The 18,961-nt window shown below is 75.0% G+C and carries 14 protein-coding genes; 12 read left to right on the top strand and 2 right to left on the bottom strand.

Annotated elements, in window-relative coordinates:
- The first annotated feature begins 5 nt into the window (after positions 1 to 5).
- From nusA to rpsO, 7 genes are all read left to right on the top strand, one after another.
- The gene (gene nusA, locus IEX99_RS11750; RefSeq protein WP_188900425.1) at positions 6 to 1,598 is read left to right on the top strand and encodes a transcription termination factor NusA; all 1,593 of its coding nucleotides are present in this window, start codon (positions 6 to 8) and stop codon (positions 1,596 to 1,598) included.
- Positions 1,543 to 2,358, top strand: a complete 816-nt coding sequence (locus IEX99_RS11755; RefSeq protein WP_408869351.1) for an RNA-binding protein — start codon at positions 1,543 to 1,545, stop codon at positions 2,356 to 2,358. The genes nusA and IEX99_RS11755 overlap by 56 nt, the downstream gene beginning before the upstream one ends.
- The gene (infB, locus tag IEX99_RS11760) at positions 2,345 to 5,128 is read left to right on the top strand and encodes a translation initiation factor IF-2 (protein WP_188900427.1); all 2,784 of its coding nucleotides are present in this window, start codon (positions 2,345 to 2,347) and stop codon (positions 5,126 to 5,128) included. The genes IEX99_RS11755 and infB overlap by 14 nt, the downstream gene beginning before the upstream one ends.
- Positions 5,129 to 5,211: 83 nt before the next feature.
- Positions 5,212 to 5,658: a 30S ribosome-binding factor RbfA gene (gene rbfA / locus IEX99_RS11765; RefSeq protein WP_188900429.1), complete on the top strand. Its 447-nt coding sequence runs from the start codon at positions 5,212 to 5,214 to the stop codon at positions 5,656 to 5,658.
- A complete protein-coding gene (locus IEX99_RS11770) occupies positions 5,655 to 6,071 on the top strand; it encodes an acyl-CoA thioesterase (RefSeq protein ID WP_188900431.1) in 417 nt (138 codons plus the stop codon). Before rbfA ends, IEX99_RS11770 begins: the two co-directional genes overlap by 4 nt.
- Positions 6,068 to 7,057 (top strand): tRNA pseudouridine(55) synthase TruB, encoded by a 990-nt coding sequence (truB, locus tag IEX99_RS11775; protein ID WP_188900433.1) that lies wholly within the window; start codon positions 6,068 to 6,070, stop codon positions 7,055 to 7,057. Before IEX99_RS11770 ends, truB begins: the two co-directional genes overlap by 4 nt.
- A 30-nt stretch (positions 7,058 to 7,087) precedes the next feature.
- Positions 7,088 to 7,357, top strand: a complete 270-nt coding sequence (gene rpsO / locus IEX99_RS11780) for a 30S ribosomal protein S15 (RefSeq protein WP_188900435.1) — start codon at positions 7,088 to 7,090, stop codon at positions 7,355 to 7,357.
- A 114-nt stretch (positions 7,358 to 7,471) separates the two neighbouring features.
- Here rpsO and IEX99_RS11785 read toward each other — a convergent pair whose 3' ends face one another.
- Complete coding sequence (locus IEX99_RS11785; RefSeq protein WP_188900437.1) at positions 7,472 to 7,987, bottom strand: hypothetical protein; 516 nt, start codon at positions 7,985 to 7,987, stop codon at positions 7,472 to 7,474.
- A gap of 591 nt (positions 7,988 to 8,578) precedes the next feature.
- On the opposite strand from IEX99_RS11785, the gene pnp reads away from it, so the two are divergent.
- The 4 genes from pnp (at position 8,579) to IEX99_RS11805 (ending at position 16,752) form a co-directional block, all read left to right on the top strand.
- Positions 8,579 to 10,801, top strand: a complete 2,223-nt coding sequence (gene pnp, locus IEX99_RS11790) for a polyribonucleotide nucleotidyltransferase (protein ID WP_373285190.1) — start codon at positions 8,579 to 8,581, stop codon at positions 10,799 to 10,801.
- A 155-nt stretch (positions 10,802 to 10,956) separates the two neighbouring features.
- Complete coding sequence (locus tag IEX99_RS11795) at positions 10,957 to 12,357, top strand: NAD(P)H-dependent flavin oxidoreductase (RefSeq protein ID WP_188900439.1); 1,401 nt, start codon at positions 10,957 to 10,959, stop codon at positions 12,355 to 12,357.
- Between the two features lie 328 nt (positions 12,358 to 12,685).
- Positions 12,686 to 14,125, top strand: coding sequence for a lytic transglycosylase domain-containing protein (locus IEX99_RS11800; protein ID WP_188900441.1), 1,440 nt, complete (start codon positions 12,686 to 12,688; stop codon positions 14,123 to 14,125).
- A 467-nt stretch (positions 14,126 to 14,592) separates the two neighbouring features.
- Entirely contained in the window at positions 14,593 to 16,752 is a 2,160-nt protein-coding gene (locus IEX99_RS11805; RefSeq protein WP_188900444.1) for an acetate--CoA ligase family protein, read from the top strand.
- 29 nt (positions 16,753 to 16,781) lie between these two features.
- Here the strand turns inward: IEX99_RS11805 and IEX99_RS11810 are convergent, their stop codons facing one another.
- Positions 16,782 to 18,407: a glycosyltransferase family 2 protein gene (locus IEX99_RS11810; protein ID WP_188900446.1), complete on the bottom strand. Its 1,626-nt coding sequence runs from the start codon at positions 18,405 to 18,407 to the stop codon at positions 16,782 to 16,784.
- Between the two features lie 204 nt (positions 18,408 to 18,611).
- Between IEX99_RS11810 and IEX99_RS11815 the strand changes: the two genes are divergently transcribed.
- Positions 18,612 to 18,926, top strand: a complete 315-nt coding sequence (locus tag IEX99_RS11815) for a hypothetical protein (RefSeq protein WP_188900448.1) — start codon at positions 18,612 to 18,614, stop codon at positions 18,924 to 18,926.
- The last annotated feature ends 35 nt before the right edge of the window (positions 18,927 to 18,961 follow it).

Below are 18,961 nucleotides of genomic sequence, written 5' to 3' on the forward strand. Positions count from 1 at the left end.
GGACCATGGCCGTGGATGTCGCGATCGCGCGCCCCGAGCTGCTGCAGGTGGCGGAGGCCGTCGCGCGCGAGAAGATGATCGAGCGCGAGGAGGTGCTCGAGGCGATGGAGCAGGCCATCCAGAAGGCCGGCCGCGCCAAGTACGGGCACGAGAAGGACATCCGCGCCACCATCGACCGCAAGACCGGCGAGGTGAAGCTCTCCCGCTGGACCGAGGTGGTCGAGCAGGAGCCGGTCGAGAACGAGGCGACCCAGATCCCGCTGCGCATCGCGCAGAAGATCAAGCCGGGCATCAAGCCGGGCGAGTTCATCGTGGACCCGCTGCCGCCGATCGACTTCGGCCGCATCGCCGCGCAGACCGCCAAGCAGGTGATCGTGCAGCGGGTGCGCGAGGTCGAGCGCAAGAAGCAGTACGAGGAGTACAAGGACCGCGTCGGCGAGATCGTCAACGGCATCGTCAAGCGCACCGAGTACGGCAACCTGATGGTGGACCTCGGCCGCGCCGAGGCGCTGCTCCGCCGCGACGAGTGCATCCCGCGCGAGTCCTTCCGCAACGGCGACCGGGTGCGCGCCTACATCTACGACGTGCGCGAGGAGCCGCGCGGGCCGCAGATCTTCCTCTCCCGCACGCATCCCGGCTTCCTCGCCAAGCTGTTCGCGCAGGAGGTGCCGGAGATCTACGACGGCATCATCGAGATCAAGGCGGTGGCGCGCGATCCCGGCAGCCGCGCCAAGATGGCGGTGGTGAGCCGCGACAGCTCCATCGACCCGGTCGGCGCCTGCGTCGGCATGCGCGGCAGCCGCGTGCAGGCGGTGGTGGCCGAGCTGCAGGGCGAGAAGATCGACATCATCCCCTGGTCGCCGGACCCCGCCACCTTCATCGTCAACGCCCTCGCCCCGGCCGAGGTGACCAAGGTGGTGCTGGACGACGAGAACCGCCGCTGCGAGGTGGTGGTGCCCGACGACCAGCTCAGCCTCGCCATCGGCCGGCGCGGGCAGAACGTGCGCCTCGCCTCGCAGCTCACCCGCTGGGACATCGACATCCTCACCGAGGCCGAGGAGAGCGAGCGCCGGCAGGAGGAGTTCCGCCGCCGCAGCGCCCTCTTCGTCGAGGCGCTCGACGTGGACGACGTGATCGCCGGCCTGCTCGTGACCGAGGGCTTCGGCTCGATCGAGGAGATCGTCGCGGTCGAGGACGAGGAGCTCGCCGGCATCGAGGGCTTCGACGAGAACGTCGCCGCCGAGCTGAAGCGCCGCGCCATGGCCTACCTCGAGAAGCGCGACGCCGAGTTCGACGACCGGCGGCGGGAGCTCGGCGTCACGGACGAGGTGGCCGCGATCGAGGGGCTGACGCCCGCGATGCTGGTCGCGCTCGGCGAGAAGGGGGTGAAGACCCTCGACGACCTCGCCGACCTCGCCTCGGACGAGCTGATCGAGATCGTCGGCGCCGAGGCGATGGACGAGGAGACCGCCAACGCCATCATCATGGCCGCGCGCCAGCACTGGTTCGAGGAGGACGCGCAGGCCGCGGCCGCGGCGCAGGGTGCCGCCGCGGGCCAGGCGGCCGGCGGGGAGGCGGGCCACGCGCAGGGAAGCTGACACCGCCCCGGCCGGGATCCCCGCCCCGCCCGGCCCGCCGCCCGGGGAGGATGCGGACGAGGAGGAGCGCGGCCCGCTGCGGCGCTGCCTCGTCACGCGCGAGCGGCTGCCGAAGGAGGCGATGATCCGCTTCGTCCTGGCGCCGGACCGGACCGTGGTCCCCGACCTCGAGGGCCGGCTGCCGGGGCGGGGAATGTGGTTGAGCGCGCGGCGCGATGTGCTAGAACGCGCCAGCCTCCGCGGGGCCTTTGCCAGGGCCGCGCGCGGGCCCGTGCAGGTGCCCCCGGACCTTCGCGCACGGATCGAGGCCGGCCTCAGGCGCCGGATCCGCGATCTCCTCGGCTTCGCGCGGCGCGCCGGGCAGGCGGTGTGCGGGTTCCAGAAGGCGCAGGAGTGGCTGAAGGAGGGGCGCGCCGCGCTGGTGGTCCAGGCGGCGGACGGCAGCCCGGCGGAGCGCCGGCGGCTCGTCGGGGGGCGCGAGATCGCGGTGGTGACGCCGCTGGACGCGGCCGAGCTCGGCGCCGCCTTCGGGCGCGACCGCGCGGTGCATGTCGCATTGGCGCCGGGGCGGCTGGCGCAGGCGGTCAAGGCGGAGGCCGGCAGGCTGGCCGGGATTGCGGCGGAGGGGATGCGGCAGCGGGGCGCATCCCTCGACGCGGAGAATGAGGGCGAGGCGGAGCGCCTCGCCGGCAGGACAGACGAAGCGAGAAACTACGAAACGGGAACGGGTTCGGATCGGCGGACGGATGAGCGACCATAACGAACAGGATTCGGGCAGGAGCCGGCTGAGCCTTCGGCCCGGCGGCGGCCGCCTGGAACTGGGCAAGACGGTAGACGCGGGCAGCGTGCGGCAGAGCTTCAGCCACGGCCGCAGCAAGGTGGTGCAGGTCGAGGTGCTGAAGAAGCGCGCCGTGACCCCGAGCGCCGGGCGCCCCGGCGCCGCCGCGCCCGGCGCGGCCGCGCCGCGGCCGGGCGGCGGCGCGGCCGCGCGCCCTGGCGGTGCCGGGCGCCCCGGCGCCGCCGCGCCCGGCGGGCGCCCGCTCACCCAGGCGGAACTCGCCACCCGCCAGCGCGTGCTGGAGGAGCAGCGCCGCCTCGAGGCGCAGCGCGAGCGCGAGGCGCGCGAGCGCCAGGCGCTGATGGTGCGCAGCGCGGCCGAGGAGGCAGCGCGCAAGGCCGAGGAGGAGCGCTGCCGCGCCGAGGAGGAGGCAGCGCGCAAGGCCGAGGAGGAGCGCCGCCGCGCCGAGGAGGAGGCGGCACGCAAGGCCGAGGAGGAGCGCCGCCGCGCCGAGGGCGAGGCGAAGGGCGCGCCCGCCGCTGCGCCGGAGGCCGCCGTCGCGCGCGCCCCCGCCGCCGATACCGCCGCCCGACCCGCCCCCGGCGCCGCCGCGCGTCCCGCCGGCATCGTGCCGCGGCGCCCGGCCGCGGCGGCCGGCGCGCCGGCGGGAGCCCCCCCCGGCGAGGTCGCGCCGCGCCTGACCCTGCGCGCCCGGGTTCCCGGCGAGGAGGAGGAGGAGGGCCCGCGCCGCCCGGCCGGCGGCATCCGCCGCCCCGGCGGCGCGCCCGGCGCCGCGACGCGCCGGCCCGCCCCGACCCCCGCCCGCAAGGGCGCGCTGCTGCCGGAGCGCCGGAGCACCGGCCGCATCGACGTCGCCGCCGCGGTGGAGGGCGAGGACGAGCGCATCCGCTCGATCGCCTCGCTCCGCCGCCAGCGCGAGCGCGAGCGGCGCCAGCAGGAGCTGGCGCGCCTGCGCTCCGGCCAGGAGCGGGTGGTGCGCGAGGTAGTGATCCCCGAGACCATCACGGTGCAGGAGCTCGCCAACCGCATGGCCGCGCGCGGCGGCGAGGTGGTGAAGACGCTCTTCCGCATGGGCGTGATGGCGACGCTGACGCAGACCATCGACGCCGACACGGCGGAGCTGGTCGTGACCGAGATGGGCCACAGGCCGAAGCGCGTCGCCGAGAGCGACGTCGAGCTGGGGCTCGAGGGCGCGCCGGACACCGAGGCGGAGCTGCAGCCGCGGCCGCCGGTGGTGACGATCATGGGCCATGTGGACCACGGCAAGACCTCGCTGCTCGACGCGCTGCGCCAGACCGACGTGGCGGCGCACGAGGCGGGCGGCATCACCCAGCACATCGGCGCCTACCAGATCGAGCTGCCCTCCGGCGGCAAGGTGACCTTCATCGACACGCCGGGCCACGAGGCCTTCACCGCCATGCGCGCGCGCGGCGCGAGCGTGACGGACATGGTCGTGCTGGTGGTCGCGGCGGACGACGGCGTGATGCCGCAGACGGTGGAGGCGATCCGCCATGCCCGCGCGGCGAACGTCCCGCTGATCGTCGCCATCAACAAGATCGACAAGCCGGGCGTGCGGCCCGACCGGGTGCGGCAGGAGCTGCTGCAGCACGAGGTCGTCGTCGAATCCCTGGGCGGCGAGACGCAGGAGGTCGAGGTCTCCGCGACGCAGAGGATCAACCTCGACAAGCTGCTCGAGGCGATCCTGCTGCAGGCCGAGATCCTGGACCTCAGGGCGAACCCGAACCGCCCGGCCGAGGGCACGGTGATCGAGAGCAAGCTCGACCGCGGCCGCGGCCCGGTCGCGACGGTGCTGGTGCAGCGCGGCACGCTGCGCCAGGGCGACATCGTCGTGGCCGGCACCGAGTGGGGCCGGGTGCGGGCGATGCTCGACGACCGCGGACGCCAGATCAAGGAAGCGCCGCCCTCGCTGCCGGTCGAGATCCTCGGCCTCTCCGGCGTGCCGGCCGCGGGCGAGCACTGCATCGTGGTGCCGGACGAGGCGCGGGCGCGCGAGATCAGCGAATACCGCCAGCGCCGGGCGCGCGAGAAGGCGGCGCTCGCCGCCGGCGCGGGCCGCGGCACGCTCAACGAGATGCTCGCCCGCATCCAGGCCGGGGAGCAGAAGGAGGTCGCGGTCGTCGTCAAGGCCGACGTGCAGGGCTCGGTCGAGGCGATCGTCGCGACCCTCGGCAAGCTCGGCAACGAGGAGGTGAAGGTCCGCGTGCTGCACGGCGCGGTGGGCCAGATCACCGAGTCCGACGTCCAGCTCGCCAAGGCCTCGAACGCGGTGATCGTCGCCTTCAATGTGCGCGCCACCGCGCAGGCGCGGGAGCTGGCGCAGCGCGAGGGCGTGGAGATCCGCTACTACTCGATCATCTACGAGGTGGCGGACGACATCGAGAAGCTGGTCAAGGGGCGGCTCGCGCCGGTGCAGCGCGAGAAGTTCCTCGGCTACGCGCAGGTCCTGCAGGTCTTCGACGTCAAGAAGGTCGGCAAGGTGGCCGGCTGCCGCGTGACGGAGGGCGTGGTCCGGCGCGGCGCCGGCGTGCGCCTGCTGCGCGACGGCGTGGTGATCCACCAGGGCGAGCTCTCGACGCTGCGGCGCTTCAAGGACGACGTCCGCGAGGTGCAGAACGGCTACGAGTGCGGCATGAGCTTCGCCAACTACGACGACATCAAGGTCGGCGACGTGATCGAGTGCTACGAGACGGAGACGGTGGCGGCGGCCTGATCGCCGGCGCCACCCTCCGGGTTCCGGGTCCGGGGCGCGGCGCCGACGCGGCGCTGCGCCCTTCGCTTCGCAGGACGACGACGATGGCCAGGAAGCACGCCGCGCCGCAGCGGGACGGCGGCGAGCGCCGCGAAGGCCCCTCCCAGCGCCAGCTCCGCGTGGCGGAGGAGGTGCGCCACGCGCTCTCCGCCGCCTTCGCGCGCGAGGAATTCCGCGACCCCGACCTGCAGGGGCTGCAGGTGACGGTGACGGAGGTGCGGGCCTCGCCCGACCTCCGGCACATGACCGCCTTCGTCTCCGGCCTCGGCAGGGAGCTGACGGCGGCGCAGCTCGCCGGGCTGAGGCGCGCCGCGCCCCTGCTGCGCACGCGGGTGGCGCGCGCGGTGCGGCTGAAATTCGCGCCCGAGCTGCACTTCCAGCACGACACCGCGCTCGAGCGCGCGATGCGGATCGAGGCGCTGATGCGCCGGCCGGAGGTGGCGCGCGACCTCGCGCCCCGCGGCGAGGGGGAGGGCGAGGAAGGCGCATGACCGCCCCCGCGCCGCCGCGGGACGGCCCGCCGGCCGACCGCCAGCCGATGATCCGCGTCATCGCCATGCCGGCCGACACCAACCCCTCGGGCGACATCTTCGGCGGCTGGCTGATGGCGCAGATGGACCTCGCCGGCGGCAGCGCCGCGCAGCGCCGCGCCCGCGGCCGCGTCGCCACGGTCGGCGTCGAGGCGATGAGCTTCCTCGCCCCGGTGCGCGTCGGCGACGAGGTCAGCATCTACACCGAGGTGCTCGGCGTCGGCCGCAGCTCGCTCCGCATCCGCGTCGAGGCCTGGCGGCGCCACCTCGACGAGAACCGCCGCGTCACCGAGGCGGTCTTCACCTTCGTCGCGCTGGACGCCGAGGGGCGCCCGCGCCCCGTGGACCAGGCCGAACACCGGACCGAGAGATGAACGAGACTGCGCAGCGCCACCGCCGGGCCCAGCGCCGGCGGCGCGGCCGGCCGCTCGACGGCTGGCTGATCGTGGACAAGCCCGCCGGCATCGGCTCGACCGATGTGGTGAACATCGTCCGGCGCGCCTTCCAGGCGCAGAAGGCCGGGCATGGCGGCACGCTCGACCCGCTCGCGACCGGCGTGCTGCCGGTCGCCTTCGGCGCCGCGACCAAGACCGTCCCCTACGTCGTGGACGGCACCAAGGTCTATCGCTTCACGCTCCGCTTCGGCGAGGCGCGCGACACCGACGACGCCGACGGCCGGGTGATCGAGACCTCGCCCGTCCGCCCGAGCGACGAGGCGATCCGCGCCGCGCTGCCCGCCTTCGTCGGCGACATCCTGCAGGTCCCGCCGGTCTTCTCCGCCGTGAAGGTCGGAGGCGAGCGCGCCTACGACCTCGCGCGCGAGGGCCAGGCGGTGGCGCTCGCCCCGCGCCCCGCGCGGGTGGACCGCTTCGAGCTGATCGGGCGGCCCGATCCCGACACCGCCGTCTTCCTCGTCGAGAGCGGGAAGGGGGTGTACATGCGCTCGCTCGCCCGCGACCTCGCCCGCGCCCTCGGCACGGTCGGCCACATCGCGGCGCTGCGGCGCCTGCGCGTCGGGCCCTTCCGCGAGGAGCACGCGATCCCCCTGGACAGGATCGCCGGTTCCGGCGATACCCCGCCCCCTTCCCCGGACCTCCTGCTGCCCGTGGAGACCGCGCTGGCCGACATCCCGGCGCTGGCCCTCACCGCGGCGGAGGCCGCCCGCCTCTCGCACGGCCAGGCGATCTCCCTGGTCGAGCTGATGGGCCGGGTTCCGCGCGAGGCCGACCCCTCCGGGGGCCTGGTGCGAGCGATGGCGGGGGGGCGCCTGATCGGTCTCTGCCGGCTCGAGGACGGCCTGCTCAAGCCGGAGCGGTGGCTGACCGGGGGCGAGGACATGGCAGCGCCGGGCGCCGCCTGACGGCCCGGCCGGACGACGGAGAGCAGACCGATGTCGATCACCGCGGAGCGCCGCACGGCGCTCATCAACGAGTATGCGACGAAGCCGGGCGACACCGGCTCGCCCGAGGTGCAGGTGGCGATCCTCTCGGAGCGGATCAGCAACCTGACCGAGCACCTCAAGACCCATCCCAAGGATTTCCACAGCCGGCGCGGCCTGCTGATGATGGTCGGCCATCGCCGCGCGCTGCTCGACTACCTCAGGCGCAAGGACCAGGCGCGCTACGAGAGCCTGATCGGCCGGCTCGGCCTGCGCCGCTGAGGCGGCGGCGACGCCCGGCTTCCTCCCGGCCGCGCCGCCGATCCTCCGGATGGTCCGACCCGCCTGCGCGCCGGCGCGAGGGGCGGCGGCGGGAACGCCGGCGCCGCAATCCCCTCATCCGCGGCTCCGCCGGATCCGGCGACGCTCCGGTCCGCGCTGCACGCGCGGCGGCCCGGTCGGGCCGGTCGGGGCGCCCATGGTCGGCGCATCCCAGCAGTAGCTGCGCACGCGGGCGCCGCCAGGGGCGCTCCCCGGCGCGGCGCCTTCTTCGCCCGCGCCGCGCCATTCGATCGCCCGCGTCTCGAGGTCCACCGCGCCGCAGGCCTCGAGCACCTCCGTGGCGCGCTGGCGGTCACCCTCCTGGATCTCGGTCGAGAGGACCGCGCCGCCCCGGCGCAGGCCCTCGCCGATCAGCGCCCGCTCCTCGGGCGAGAGGCGCTCGGCCTCCGGCCGCCAGATCCGCGCGAGCCATTCGAGGAGTCCGTCCTCCCCCTCGTCCCTGGCGCCGCCCGGCGCCGCATGGACCTGCACCCGGGCGCGTTCGAGGCCGAGCTGCCGGGCGAGCGCGTCGGCCGCCTGCCTGGCGGCGGCCTCGCTGTCGTAGAAGGCGGCGATCGTCATCCGGGCCATGCTGCGTGTCCCCTCCGCCGGGCAGGGCTGCGCGGCGGGCCCGGCTGCCGGGCGCCGCGCCCCGGCCAACGTGCCGCCGGCCCGATCGTTGCCCGCCCTCCGGCGCGAGGGCGGAGCCGCGCGGGCGCCGCCGGACCGGGACGAGATTTTCATGGCATTCCGGAGCGCGTCGGGCCATATAGCCCTCGGCCCGCCCCCGGCCTGCGGGGGCCAGGCTGACCGCCGCGCACGCGGCGGGCTGACCGGTGCAGAGAGCCGCGCATCACCGAGACGGGTCGGGGCGACACCATCGTCCCGAGCGGATCGCGGCGGCGTTTCCGGCCACATGGTCAGGGGCGACCCTTGCCCGTCGCCCCGCCGCGGATCCACCTCCCCGCGGCCACCATGCCGCCCGAGACGCCGACCATCCACCCGCGACGAGGAAATGGCGGCGGTCTGACTGGCATCCCACCGCGTCGCACCCGGGTTCGGCGCCCGCCACCACGCGATCTCGCGCGGCGGCCGGGCCCGCCGGGCCTGCCACCCTCGGCGCCGCGCCTCGGGCCCGGCGCCGGAACGGGCCCCCCGCGCAAAGGCGCGTTCGGGGGCCGCATGAGGACGACGCACGTGTTCGACGCCTACTTCCGCAAGGACATCCCCTGGGGGGACAAGACCCTCACCCTGGAGACGGGCAAGATCGCCCGCCAGGCCGACGGCGCGGTGATGGCGCGTCTCGGCGACACCATCGTGCTCTGCACCGCGGTCGGCAACCGCAGCGTGAAGGCGGGCCAGGACTTCTTCCCGCTCACCGTGCACTACCAGGAGAAGGCCTTCGCCGCCGGCAAGATCCCGGGCGGCTTCTTCAAGCGCGAGGGCCGGCCCTCGGAGCACGAGGTCCTCGTCTCCCGCCTGATCGACCGGCCGATCCGGCCGCTCTTCCCGGACAATTTCCGCAACGAGGTGCAGGTCATCGCGACCGTGCTGTCGCACGACCTGGAGAACGACCCCGACATCGTGGCGATGGTCGGCTGCTCGGCGGCGCTGACGCTGTCCGGCATCCCGTTCTTCGGCCCGGTCGGCGCGGCGCGGGTCGGCTGGATCGACGGCCGCTACGTGCTGAACCCGACGGCGGAGCAGCGCGCGCAGAGCCGGCTCGAGCTGGTGGTCGCCGGCACCTCCGAGGGCGTGCTGATGGTCGAGTCCGAGGCGCAGGAGCTGTCCGAGGAGGTCATGCTCGGCGCCGTCGAGTTCGGCCACCGGGGCTTCCAGCCGGTGATCGACGGCATCATCGCGCTGGCCGAGCGCGCCGCGAAGGAGCCCTGGCCGCTGCCCGAGCCGGCCGAGGAGGAGAAGGCGCTGAAGGCGCGCGTGTTCGAGCTGGGGCGCGCCCCGGTCGCCGAGGCCTACCGCGAGACGCAGAAGCTGCTGCGCCACGAGAAGGTGGCGGCGGCGAGGAAGGCGGTGCTGGAGCGGCTCGCCACCGAGGGCGTGGACCCCGAGAAGGCCAAGGGCCTGTTCAAGGAGCTCGAGGCCGAGGTGGTGCGCAACGCCATCCTCGACACCGGCATCCGCATCGACGGGCGCGGCACCCGGGACATCCGCCCGATCGTCGCCGAGGTCGGCGTGCTGCCGCGCGCGCACGGCTCCGCCCTGTTCACCCGCGGCGAGACGCAGGCCTTCTGCGTCGCCACCCTCGGCACCGGGCAGGACGAGCAGATCATTGACGCGCTCGCCGGCGAGTACCGCGAGGACTTCCTGCTGCACTACAACTTCCCGCCCTACTCGGTGAACGAGACCGGGCGGCTCGGCTCCCCCGGCCGGCGCGAGGTCGGCCACGGCAAGCTCGCCTGGCGGGCGCTGCACCCGCTGCTGCCGGAGAAGGAGAAGTTCCCCTACACCATCCGCGTCGTCTCCGAGATCACCGAGTCGAACGGCTCCTCCTCGATGGCGACGGTGTGCGGCAGCTCGCTCGCGATGATGGACGCGGGCGTGCCGCTGAAGCGGCCCTGCGCCGGGATCGCGATGGGGCTGATCAAGGAGGAGCGGGGCTTCGCCGTGCTCTCCGACATCCTCGGCGACGAGGACCATCTCGGCGACATGGACTTCAAGGTGGCCGGCACCGAGGTCGGCGTCACCTCGCTGCAGATGGACATCAAGATCACCTCGATCACCTTCGAGATCATGAAGATCGCCCTCGAGCAGGCGCGCGAGGGGCGGATGCACATCCTCGGCGAGATGGCGAAGGCGATCACCGGGGCGCGCACCGAGGTCGCCGCCACGGCGCCGCGCATCACGGTGATCACGATCAACAAGGACAAGATCCGCGACGTGATCGGCTCCGGCGGCAAGGTGATCCGCGAGATCACCGAGCAGACCGGCACCAAGATCGACATCGAGGACGACGGCACGATCAAGATCGCCGCCACCAGCCCGGAGGCGGCGCAGCGGGCGATCGACTGGATCCAGGGGATCGTGGCCGAGCCCGAGCTCGGCAAGATCTACACCGGCAAGGTGGTGAAGACCGCCGAGTTCGGCGCCTTCGTCAACTTCCTCGGCTCGCGCGACGGCCTCGTGCACATCTCCGAGCTCGCCCAGGAGCGGGTGAACAAGACCACCGACGTCGTCAAGGAGGGCGACCTCGTGAAGGTCAAGGTCATCGGCTTCGACGAGCGCGGCAAGGTGAAGCTCTCGATGCGGGTGGTGGACCAGGCCACCGGCGAGGACATCACCGAGAAGGTCGGCGCCCGGCGGCCCCGCCCGGAGGGCGAGGGCGGCGGCCGCCGCGGCGAGCGGCGCGAGGGCGCGGGCGGCGGCCCGCGCCAGGCGGCCGAGTAGCGGCGGCGCGGGCGGCGACGGGCGGACGGGCCGCCGCGGCCGGCCCCGGCAGGGCGGGCCCGGCCCGCCCGCGGCGGGCGCGTCCCCCGGCCGGGACTCCCGCGCGGGCGTGGACTGCGCCATATCATCCACGGTTCCATGCAGGGTAGCGCAGCGTGAAGGCGATCAACCCGATCCGAATGGGGGGCGTCGAGGTGCTGCCGCTCATCGAGGGCGGCAAGGGCATTTCCGTCTCCAACGGCGCCTCCGCCGGCGCTTGGGCCTGCGAAGGCGGCGTCGGCACCTTCTCCGCGGTCAACGCCGACTTCTTCGACGAGAACGGCGAGCGCGCGCCGCAGGTCTACCACGGCCGGACGCGGCGCGAGCGGCATGAGGAGCTGGTCGCCTACGGCGTCGCCGGCGGCATCGCCCAGGCGCGCGTGGCGCACGAGCGCCGCAACGGCCAGGGCCGCATCCACGCCAACATCCTCTGGGAGATGGGCGGGGCGGAGCGGGTGATCCGCGGCGTGCTGGAGGGGGCGAAGGGCCTGATCCACGGCATCACCTGCGGCGCCGGGATGCCCTACCGCCTGGCCGAGATCGCGCGCGACTTCGGCGTCTTCTACTACCCGATCGTCTCCTCCGCCCGCGCCTTCAACGCCCTGTGGAAGCGGAGCTACCACAAGGCGCGGGAGTGGCTGGGCGGCGTGGTGTACGAGGACCCGTGGCTCGCCGGCGGGCACAACGGCCTCTCCAACTCCGAGGACCCGCAGCAGCCGGAGCCGCCCTATCCGCGCGTGCTCAGGCTGCGCCAGCAGATGCGCGAGTTCGGCCTCGACGACACGCCGATCATCATGGCCGGCGGCGTCTGGTGGCTGGAGGAGTGGGAGGACTGGATCGACAACAAGGAGCTCGGCCCGATCGCCTTCCAGTTCGGCACCCGGCCGCTGCTGACGAAGGAGAGCCCGATCTCCGACGCCTGGAAGCAGCGGCTGCTGACGCTGAAGGAGGGCGACGTGCTGCTGCAGCGCTTCTCGCCCACCGGCTTCTACAGCTCCGCCGTGCGCAACGAGTTCATCCGCGAGCTCGAGGCGCGCAACGAGCGCCAGGTCGCCTACACCGCCGAGCCGGTCGGCGAGCACACGGTGGAGTACGGCGTCGGGCCGCGCAAGCGCCCGGTCTGGCTGACGCCGCGGGACTACGGCCGCGCCCGCCAGTGGGAGGCCGAAGGCCACACCGAGGCGATGCGCACGCCGGACAACACGCTGGTCTTCGTCACCCCCGAGAAGCAGCAGGAGATCCTGCAGGACCAGGTGGAGTGCATGGGCTGCCTTTCGAGCTGCCGCTTCTCCAACTGGTCGCAGCACGAGCCCGACTACTCGACCGGCAAGAAGGCGGACCCGCGCAGCTTCTGCATCCAGAAGACGCTGCAGGACATCGCGCACAACGGCTCGGTCGAGCGGAACCTGATGTTCGCAGGACACAACGCCTTCCGCTTCGCCTCCGACCCGTTCTATTCGAACGGATTCATCCCGACGGTGAAGCAGCTCGTCCAGCGCATCCTGACGGGGCGCTGAGGTCCGCGCGTCCGGCGGCAAGGCGGTCCCCGCGAAGCGGACGGCGCCGGCATCGCGCGCGTCGGCCTGCGCGAGCGGACGCGACGGCGGCACACCAGGATAGTGGCGTGCGCGCCACAGTGCGACGCGAAAGACACTTGTCCCTTGCGGAATCGCTTCGGTCTTGCTTTACATCGAAGCTTCCGATAGCGGTGGAAGGAGCAAAGACGCTCAGAGATCCGCCTGAACGTCGGGGTAGGCCTGGCGGGGCGCCGTGGGGACGGCGTTGCGGCCGCAGGGGGGCAGGCCTCGGGGATTCGGCGGTCCCAGCCCGACGGAGATCGCGCGGATGCTCCGACTTCCACAGGGTTCCGTTCGGCCGCTCCTGGCCGTTTCGCTGCTGGCCGCCGTGGCGCTCGCCGGATGCGGCAAGCAGGAGCGGCCGGCGACGGCCAGCGCCGGCAGCCTGTACAACCGCCCCGACAGCTACGACCCGCCCGGGCCGCCGCACGATCCCTGGGGCCCCTGGATCCGCGAGGCGTCGCGGCGCTTCGACGTGCCCGAGACCTGGATCCGCGAGGTCATGCGCCAGGAGAGCGCCGGCCGCGCCACCGCGACCAGCCGGGCCGGCGCGATGGGGCTGATGCAGGTGATGCCCGGGACCTACCGCGAGCTGCGGGCGCGTTACGGCCTCGGCGACGATCCCTACCATCCCTACGACAACATCATGGCCGGCGCGGCGTACATCCGCGAGATGTACGACCTGTTCGGTTCGCCCGCCTTCCTCGCCGCCTACAACGCCGGCCCGCGGCGGCTCGAGGACTACCTCTGGGGCGGCCGCGGCCTGCCGAGCGAGACGCGGAACTACGTCGCGCGGGTCGGGCCGCGCATCATCGACGCCACCCCGGCCCGCCGCGCCCCGCCCGAGGTGTACGCGGCGGCGGAGATTCCGCTGGACATCCGCCCCGGCCCGCGGCGGATGGACGCCGGCACCATGATGGCGCTGCGCGAGCAGCGCCAGCGCATCGAGGCGGCCTCCATGCTCGCGCGCGCCGGCGCGCCGCCGGCAACGGCCGAGCCCGCCTCGGGCACGGCGCTCGCCGCGGCGACACCTGCCGCCAGCGCGCCGCCGCAGCGCGTGGCGAGCGTGGACCCGCGCGCCGGCATCGTCGTCGCCATGGAACCCATCCCGGACGGCAGCACGCCGGAAGGCGCCGCGGCCCTGGCGCGCGCGCGGCCGGAGGGCATCGGCGCCGGCGGCACGGCGATCTCCGGCCTGCCGGCGCCGCCCCCGCTGCCGGTCGGCGCGGGACCGCCGGCGACCCGCTCCCTGCTCGCGGCCGCGCGGGTGGAGCTGCCGCAGCGGCGGGGTGCGGCGCCCGGAGCCGCGATGCGCGACGCCTCCGCCACGCGCGCGCCGGCCGCGGCGGCGCCGGCCGAGCCGCAGCGCACCGGCCGCGGCGGCTTCAGCCTGATGTCGCAGGCCCAGGCGTCCGTCCTGCCGGCCGCAGCGCGCAACGACCGCCCGCAGCGCGGCACCCCTGGCCCGGGCTGGGGGGTGCAGGTCGGCGCCTTCAGCTCCGCTGAGCAGGCTCGCAACGCCGCCAACCAGGCGCGCGACGCGATCCGCGCGCTCGGTGCGCGCACCGTCGTCCAGCCGGTCTCGCAGGGGCGCAGCACGCTCTACCGCGCCCGCGTCACCGGCCTGTCGCGCGAGGCTGCCAACGCCGCCTGCGAACGGATGCGCAGCCGCGGCGGCTGCATGGTGCTCTCGCCCGACGCGATCTGATCGGCGCGGCGAGGGCGAGGGGCACGGCTCGCGCCCCCGTCCCGCGCCACCATTTGCGGCCTGGCGCGTTCTGCGGCTGAGGACGTGTCCGCGGGTGCGGCGCGCTCGCGGGCAGGATGTGGCGCGAGGTGCGACCGACATGCCGCGACGGCGCGAACGCCGGCGATCGCCGCAGCCGGCTGCCAGGCCCGACAGGCGGCCCCGGGCTCCCGCCGAGCCCGAGTCCCCCATGGCGACGCCCCCCGTCCCCGAAGGCCCGGCCCCCGACCCGGCGCCGGACGCGCCGACGGCCCCGGCGAGCGGCGAGTCGCGCGCAGGCGGAATGGAGGGCGAAGGGGGCGAGGCCGCCGCGGCGCGCCCGTCGGAGATGCCCCGCGGCGACACCTTCTGACGCGCGCCGCCCCCTTGCCCGGCCGCGACGCCTGCCGCAGCCTGCCGCGACCCTGCAACCTTGAGAGAGATGTCGCATGCCGGCCGATCGCGGCACCCGCACGCAACCCGCCGCAGCGCCGGCCCCTGCCGGCCCTGCCGACTTCGCCGCGCTCGACGCGCTGGTGCGCCCGCGCTCCGTCGCCATCGTCGGCGCCTCCGACGATCCGAAGCGGATCGGCGGGCGACCGATCGCCTACCTGAAGCAGCAGGGCTTCGCCGGCGCGGTCTGGCCGGTGAACCCGAACCGCCCGACGGTGCAGGGGCTGCCGGCCTTCGCCTCCGTCGCGGCGCTGCCGGAGGCGCCGGACGTCGCCATCGTCGCCGTGCCGGGCGCGCTCGCGAACGAGGCAGTGGAGGCGCTCGGCGCGCGCGGCTGCCGCGCGGCGATCGTCTTCACCTCCGGCTTCGCCGAGGTGGACGAGGCGGGCGCGGCGGCGCAGGCGGCGCTGGTCGCGACCGCGCGGCGGCACGGGATGCGCATCCTCGGGCCGAACAGCCTCGGCCTGTTCAACGCGGCGATCAATTTCTACCCGACCTTCTCGACCTCCTTCGAGCAGGGCTGGCCGCTGCCGGGGCGGATCGGCATCGCCAGCCAGTCCGGCGCCTACGGCACGCACATCTTCACCATCGCGCGCGCGCGCGGCCTCGGCACGCCGATCTGCATCATGACCGGCAACGAGGCCGACCTCTCGGTCGGCGAGGTGATCGGCTGGATGGCGCAGTCGGAGGAGGTGGACGTCATCGCCGCCTACGCCGAGGGCATCCGCGAGAGCGAGCGCTTCGTCGCCGCGCTCGACCTGGCGCGGCGCAACCGCAAGCCGGTGGTGATGATGAAGGTCGGGCGCAGCGCGCTCGGCGCCCACGCGGCGAGGTCGCACACCGCCTCCATCGCCGGCGACGACGCGGTGACGCAGGCCGTGCTCGACGAGTTCGGCGTGGTGCGCGCGCGCACGACGGAGGAGATGCTCGACATCGCCTACGCCGCGACGAAGCGCATCTACCCGGCGCGCAACACGCTCGGCGTGCTGACCATCTCGGGCGGCGCCGGCGTGCTGATCTCCGACGCGGCGGAGGCGCTCGGCCTCGCCATGCCGCCGATGCCGGAGGCGGCGCAGGCGGAGCTGCGCGCGCTGGTGCCGTTCTGCGGGCCGCGCAACCCGGTGGACTGCACGGCGCAGGTGGCGAACGACTGGCCCCTCGTCGGCCGCTTCGCCGAGAGCGTCGCCGCGGACGGGGGCTATTCCAGCATCATCGCCTTCTTCACCCAGACCGCCGGCTCGCGCACGGTGGGCGAGGCGCTGCGCGAGCAGCTCAAGGGCGCGATCGCCCGGCATCCGGACCGGCTCTGGGTGCTCTCCGCCATCCTGCCGGAGGAGGGGCGCCGGCGCTACGAGGAGGACGGGTTCCTGGTCTTCGAGGACCCCTCGCGCGCGGTGGTGGCGCTGCACGCCATGGGCCGCTTCGGCGAGTCCTTCGCGCGGGCCGGGCAGACCGCCGCCGCGGTGCCGCTGCCCGAGGTGCGCCTGCCCGGGACGACGCCGAGCGAGGCGGTGGCCAAGCGCCTGCTCGCCGAGGCCGGCGTGCCGGCGGTGCCGGAGCGCGCCTGCGGCGACGCGGCGGCCGCGGTCGCGGCGGCGGAGGAGATCGGCTACCCGGTGGTGCTGAAGATCCTCTCCCCCGACATCCTGCACAAGAGCGAGATCGGCGGCGTGCTGCTCGACGTGCGCGACGCCGCGGGCGTGCGCGCCGGCGTCGCGACGCTGCTCGAGCGGGCGCGCGAGCGGGCGCCGGGCGCGCGCATCGAGGGCGTGCTGGTGGCGAAGCAGATCGCCGGCGCGGTGGAGATGGCGCTCGGCATCACGCGCGATCCGGTGTTCGGGCCGGTGGCGATGGTGGGCCTCGGCGGCGTGTTCATCGAGGTGCTGAAGGACTTCGCGCTGCACCGCTGCCCGCTCGACCCGGCGCAGGCGGAGCGGATGGTGCGCTCGCTGCGCGGCTTCCCGCTGCTCGACGGCGCGCGCGGGCGGCCGAAGGCGGACGTGGCGGCGCTGGCGCGGGCGCTGTCGCGGCTCTCCGCCTTCGCGGCGGCGGCCGGGCCACGGCTGCGCAGCGTGGACGTGAACCCGCTGCTGGTGCTGCCCGAGGGCCAGGGCTGCTACGCCGCGGACGCGGTGATCGAGCTCGCCGAGGGCTGAGCGGGCGCGCGGCTCCCTGGCGCGGCGCCTCAGGCAGGCCGGAGAGGGTCCCGCAGCGGATGCGCGATGACGCGCGGCCGCGGCGCGGCCGGCCACCGCGGCGGCGCCGGCGCGTCCAGGGCGACGAGGTGCGCGGCCGCGGCCTCCGTCTCCGCCGGCGCCTCCTCCGCGGCGAGCACGAGGAGCCCCGCGCGCAGCCAGGGCAGGCTCGCCAGGCCGCGCAGCGCGAGGGTCTCGAACAGGCAGGGGCGCCAGCCGCGCGCGGCGAAGCGGCCCAGCCACTCCGCGAGTGGCCGCCAGCGGATCGTCGGCGTGCCGTCCGGCGCGGCCATCGCGGCCGAGAACACCACCCGCCCGCTCCCGTGCGCGTGGCGGACGAGATTGCCGACCAGCGCCTCGGCCTCCGTCTCCGCCGCGCCGATCGGCCGCTGCGTCTCGATGCAGAAGACGAGGTCATGGCGCCGGCCGAGATCGAAGGCCTCGCCGAGCGGGCGCCGCGCGAAGCGGTCCGGCGCCACCAGGAACCGGTCGGGCGCGGCGTCGTCCACGCCGAACACCTCCTCCACCCCCTCCCGGGCCATGAGGGCGCGCAGGTAGCCGCCGGCGCCGCAGCCGAGCTGCAGCGCCGAGCGCGGCCGGTGCCGCGCCGCCAGGTGCCGCAGCGGCGGCAGGTCCAGCGTCAGCCCCGCCGCCTCCGGCATCTCCGGCGGCGTCTCGGCCGCACGGCCGGAGGCGCGCAGCGCCACGGCCTCCAGGGTGCGCGCGATCAGCCCCAGGCCCGACGGGCCGGCCGACATGCCGGCGTAGCGGATCGCGTGCTCGACCGCGATCGGGTCCTCGACGACGGCCTCGGGCCAGGCCAGCGGCCTGCCGCCGTTGCGCGCGTAGTTGATCGCGATCCCGGTCACGTCCTCCGGCCGCGGCGGCCGGTCGGAGACGAAGCGGGCGAACAGGTCGCGCAGGTGCCAGCTGCCGTGCACGGCCGCGGGCGAGCCCGTGGCGGCGAGGTGCGCGCCCCAGCTGTTGATCGCCTTCGCGCAGATCTGGTCGTAGCTGCGGACGGGGAAGTGGCCGAGCGGGAGGTCCTCCAGCACCACGCGCGGCGCCTCGCTCCCCGCCACCTGGATCGCGTGGTTCCCCTTGCCGATCCGCACCCGCTGCGGATCGAGGCCCGCGGTCGGGATCACCACCTTGAACACCGCGTTCGGCTCCGCGCGCAGACGGTGCGTGATCTCGCGCGGCGGATCGAGGCAGCGTCGGCCCGCCTGGTCCGGCGAGGGGACGTAGGTGCGCCAGCGCACGCGCCCGACCGCTCCCTGCGGGATCGCCGCCAGCGCCTGCGCGAGCGCGGCGCGCGAGGGGGCGATCACGAACTCGTCCGCGTCGAGCGGCAGGACCGCGTCGGGGCGGAACAGGGGCACCATGCGGCGGAAGGCCGCGGTCGTCGCCTCGGACTGCGGGAAGCCGTAGGTCGGGCACTCCATCACGATCAGCGGCAGGCCCTCGCGCTGCAGCGCGGCGAGGATCGCCGGCGTGGCGTCCGCCGAGCCGTTCTCGACGACCACCAGCGCGTCGGCGAAGCGGCAGGTGTGGCGGACCCAGGCCTCGATGACATCGGCCTCGTTCCGCACCATGCCGAGGGCGAGGACTCTCACGGGGGGACCTTGCGGGGGCGGATGTCGCGGTCGCTGCGCGTTCGGGGTCGCCGGATGAACAGCATATCGGCGGCGGATTGCCAACCGCCGGTTTCGGCGGCGCCGGGGCGAGGGCATCGCCCGGGCCCCCGCGCGTCATGGCCACCGAGGCCGCCCGTCGCGGCATCGCGGCCGGCGCACCGGCACGGAACGGGAGTGCCAGGGATGCGCGACGACGAAGGCCATGCATGGATGACGCGCGGCTTGCCGCCGCAGGCGTCGCTCTCCGACCACCCGCACCGGCAGCAGATCAACGCGCTGATCGCGGTGATCGCCGCCCGGCTCGGCGCGCTGCGCGCCAGGGGCGTAATGGACGAGGACGAGGCCGAGCGGGCGCTGCGCACCGCCGACGCCTTCCTGCCCGAGGGCTCCGAGGCGCTCGGCCTCCGCCTGCTCGCCGTGGTGCGCCAGGCGGGCGAGCTCGCCGCCGGCGCGGGCCTGCCGCGCGACCCCCTGGACCCCGGCGGCGCCCGAGGCTAGAGCCGCTTCCGCGCGCCACCACGCGGCGCCGCGGA

The organism is Caldovatus sediminis (assembly GCF_014644455.1).
Lineage (GTDB): Bacteria > Pseudomonadota > Alphaproteobacteria > Acetobacterales > Acetobacteraceae > Caldovatus > Caldovatus sediminis.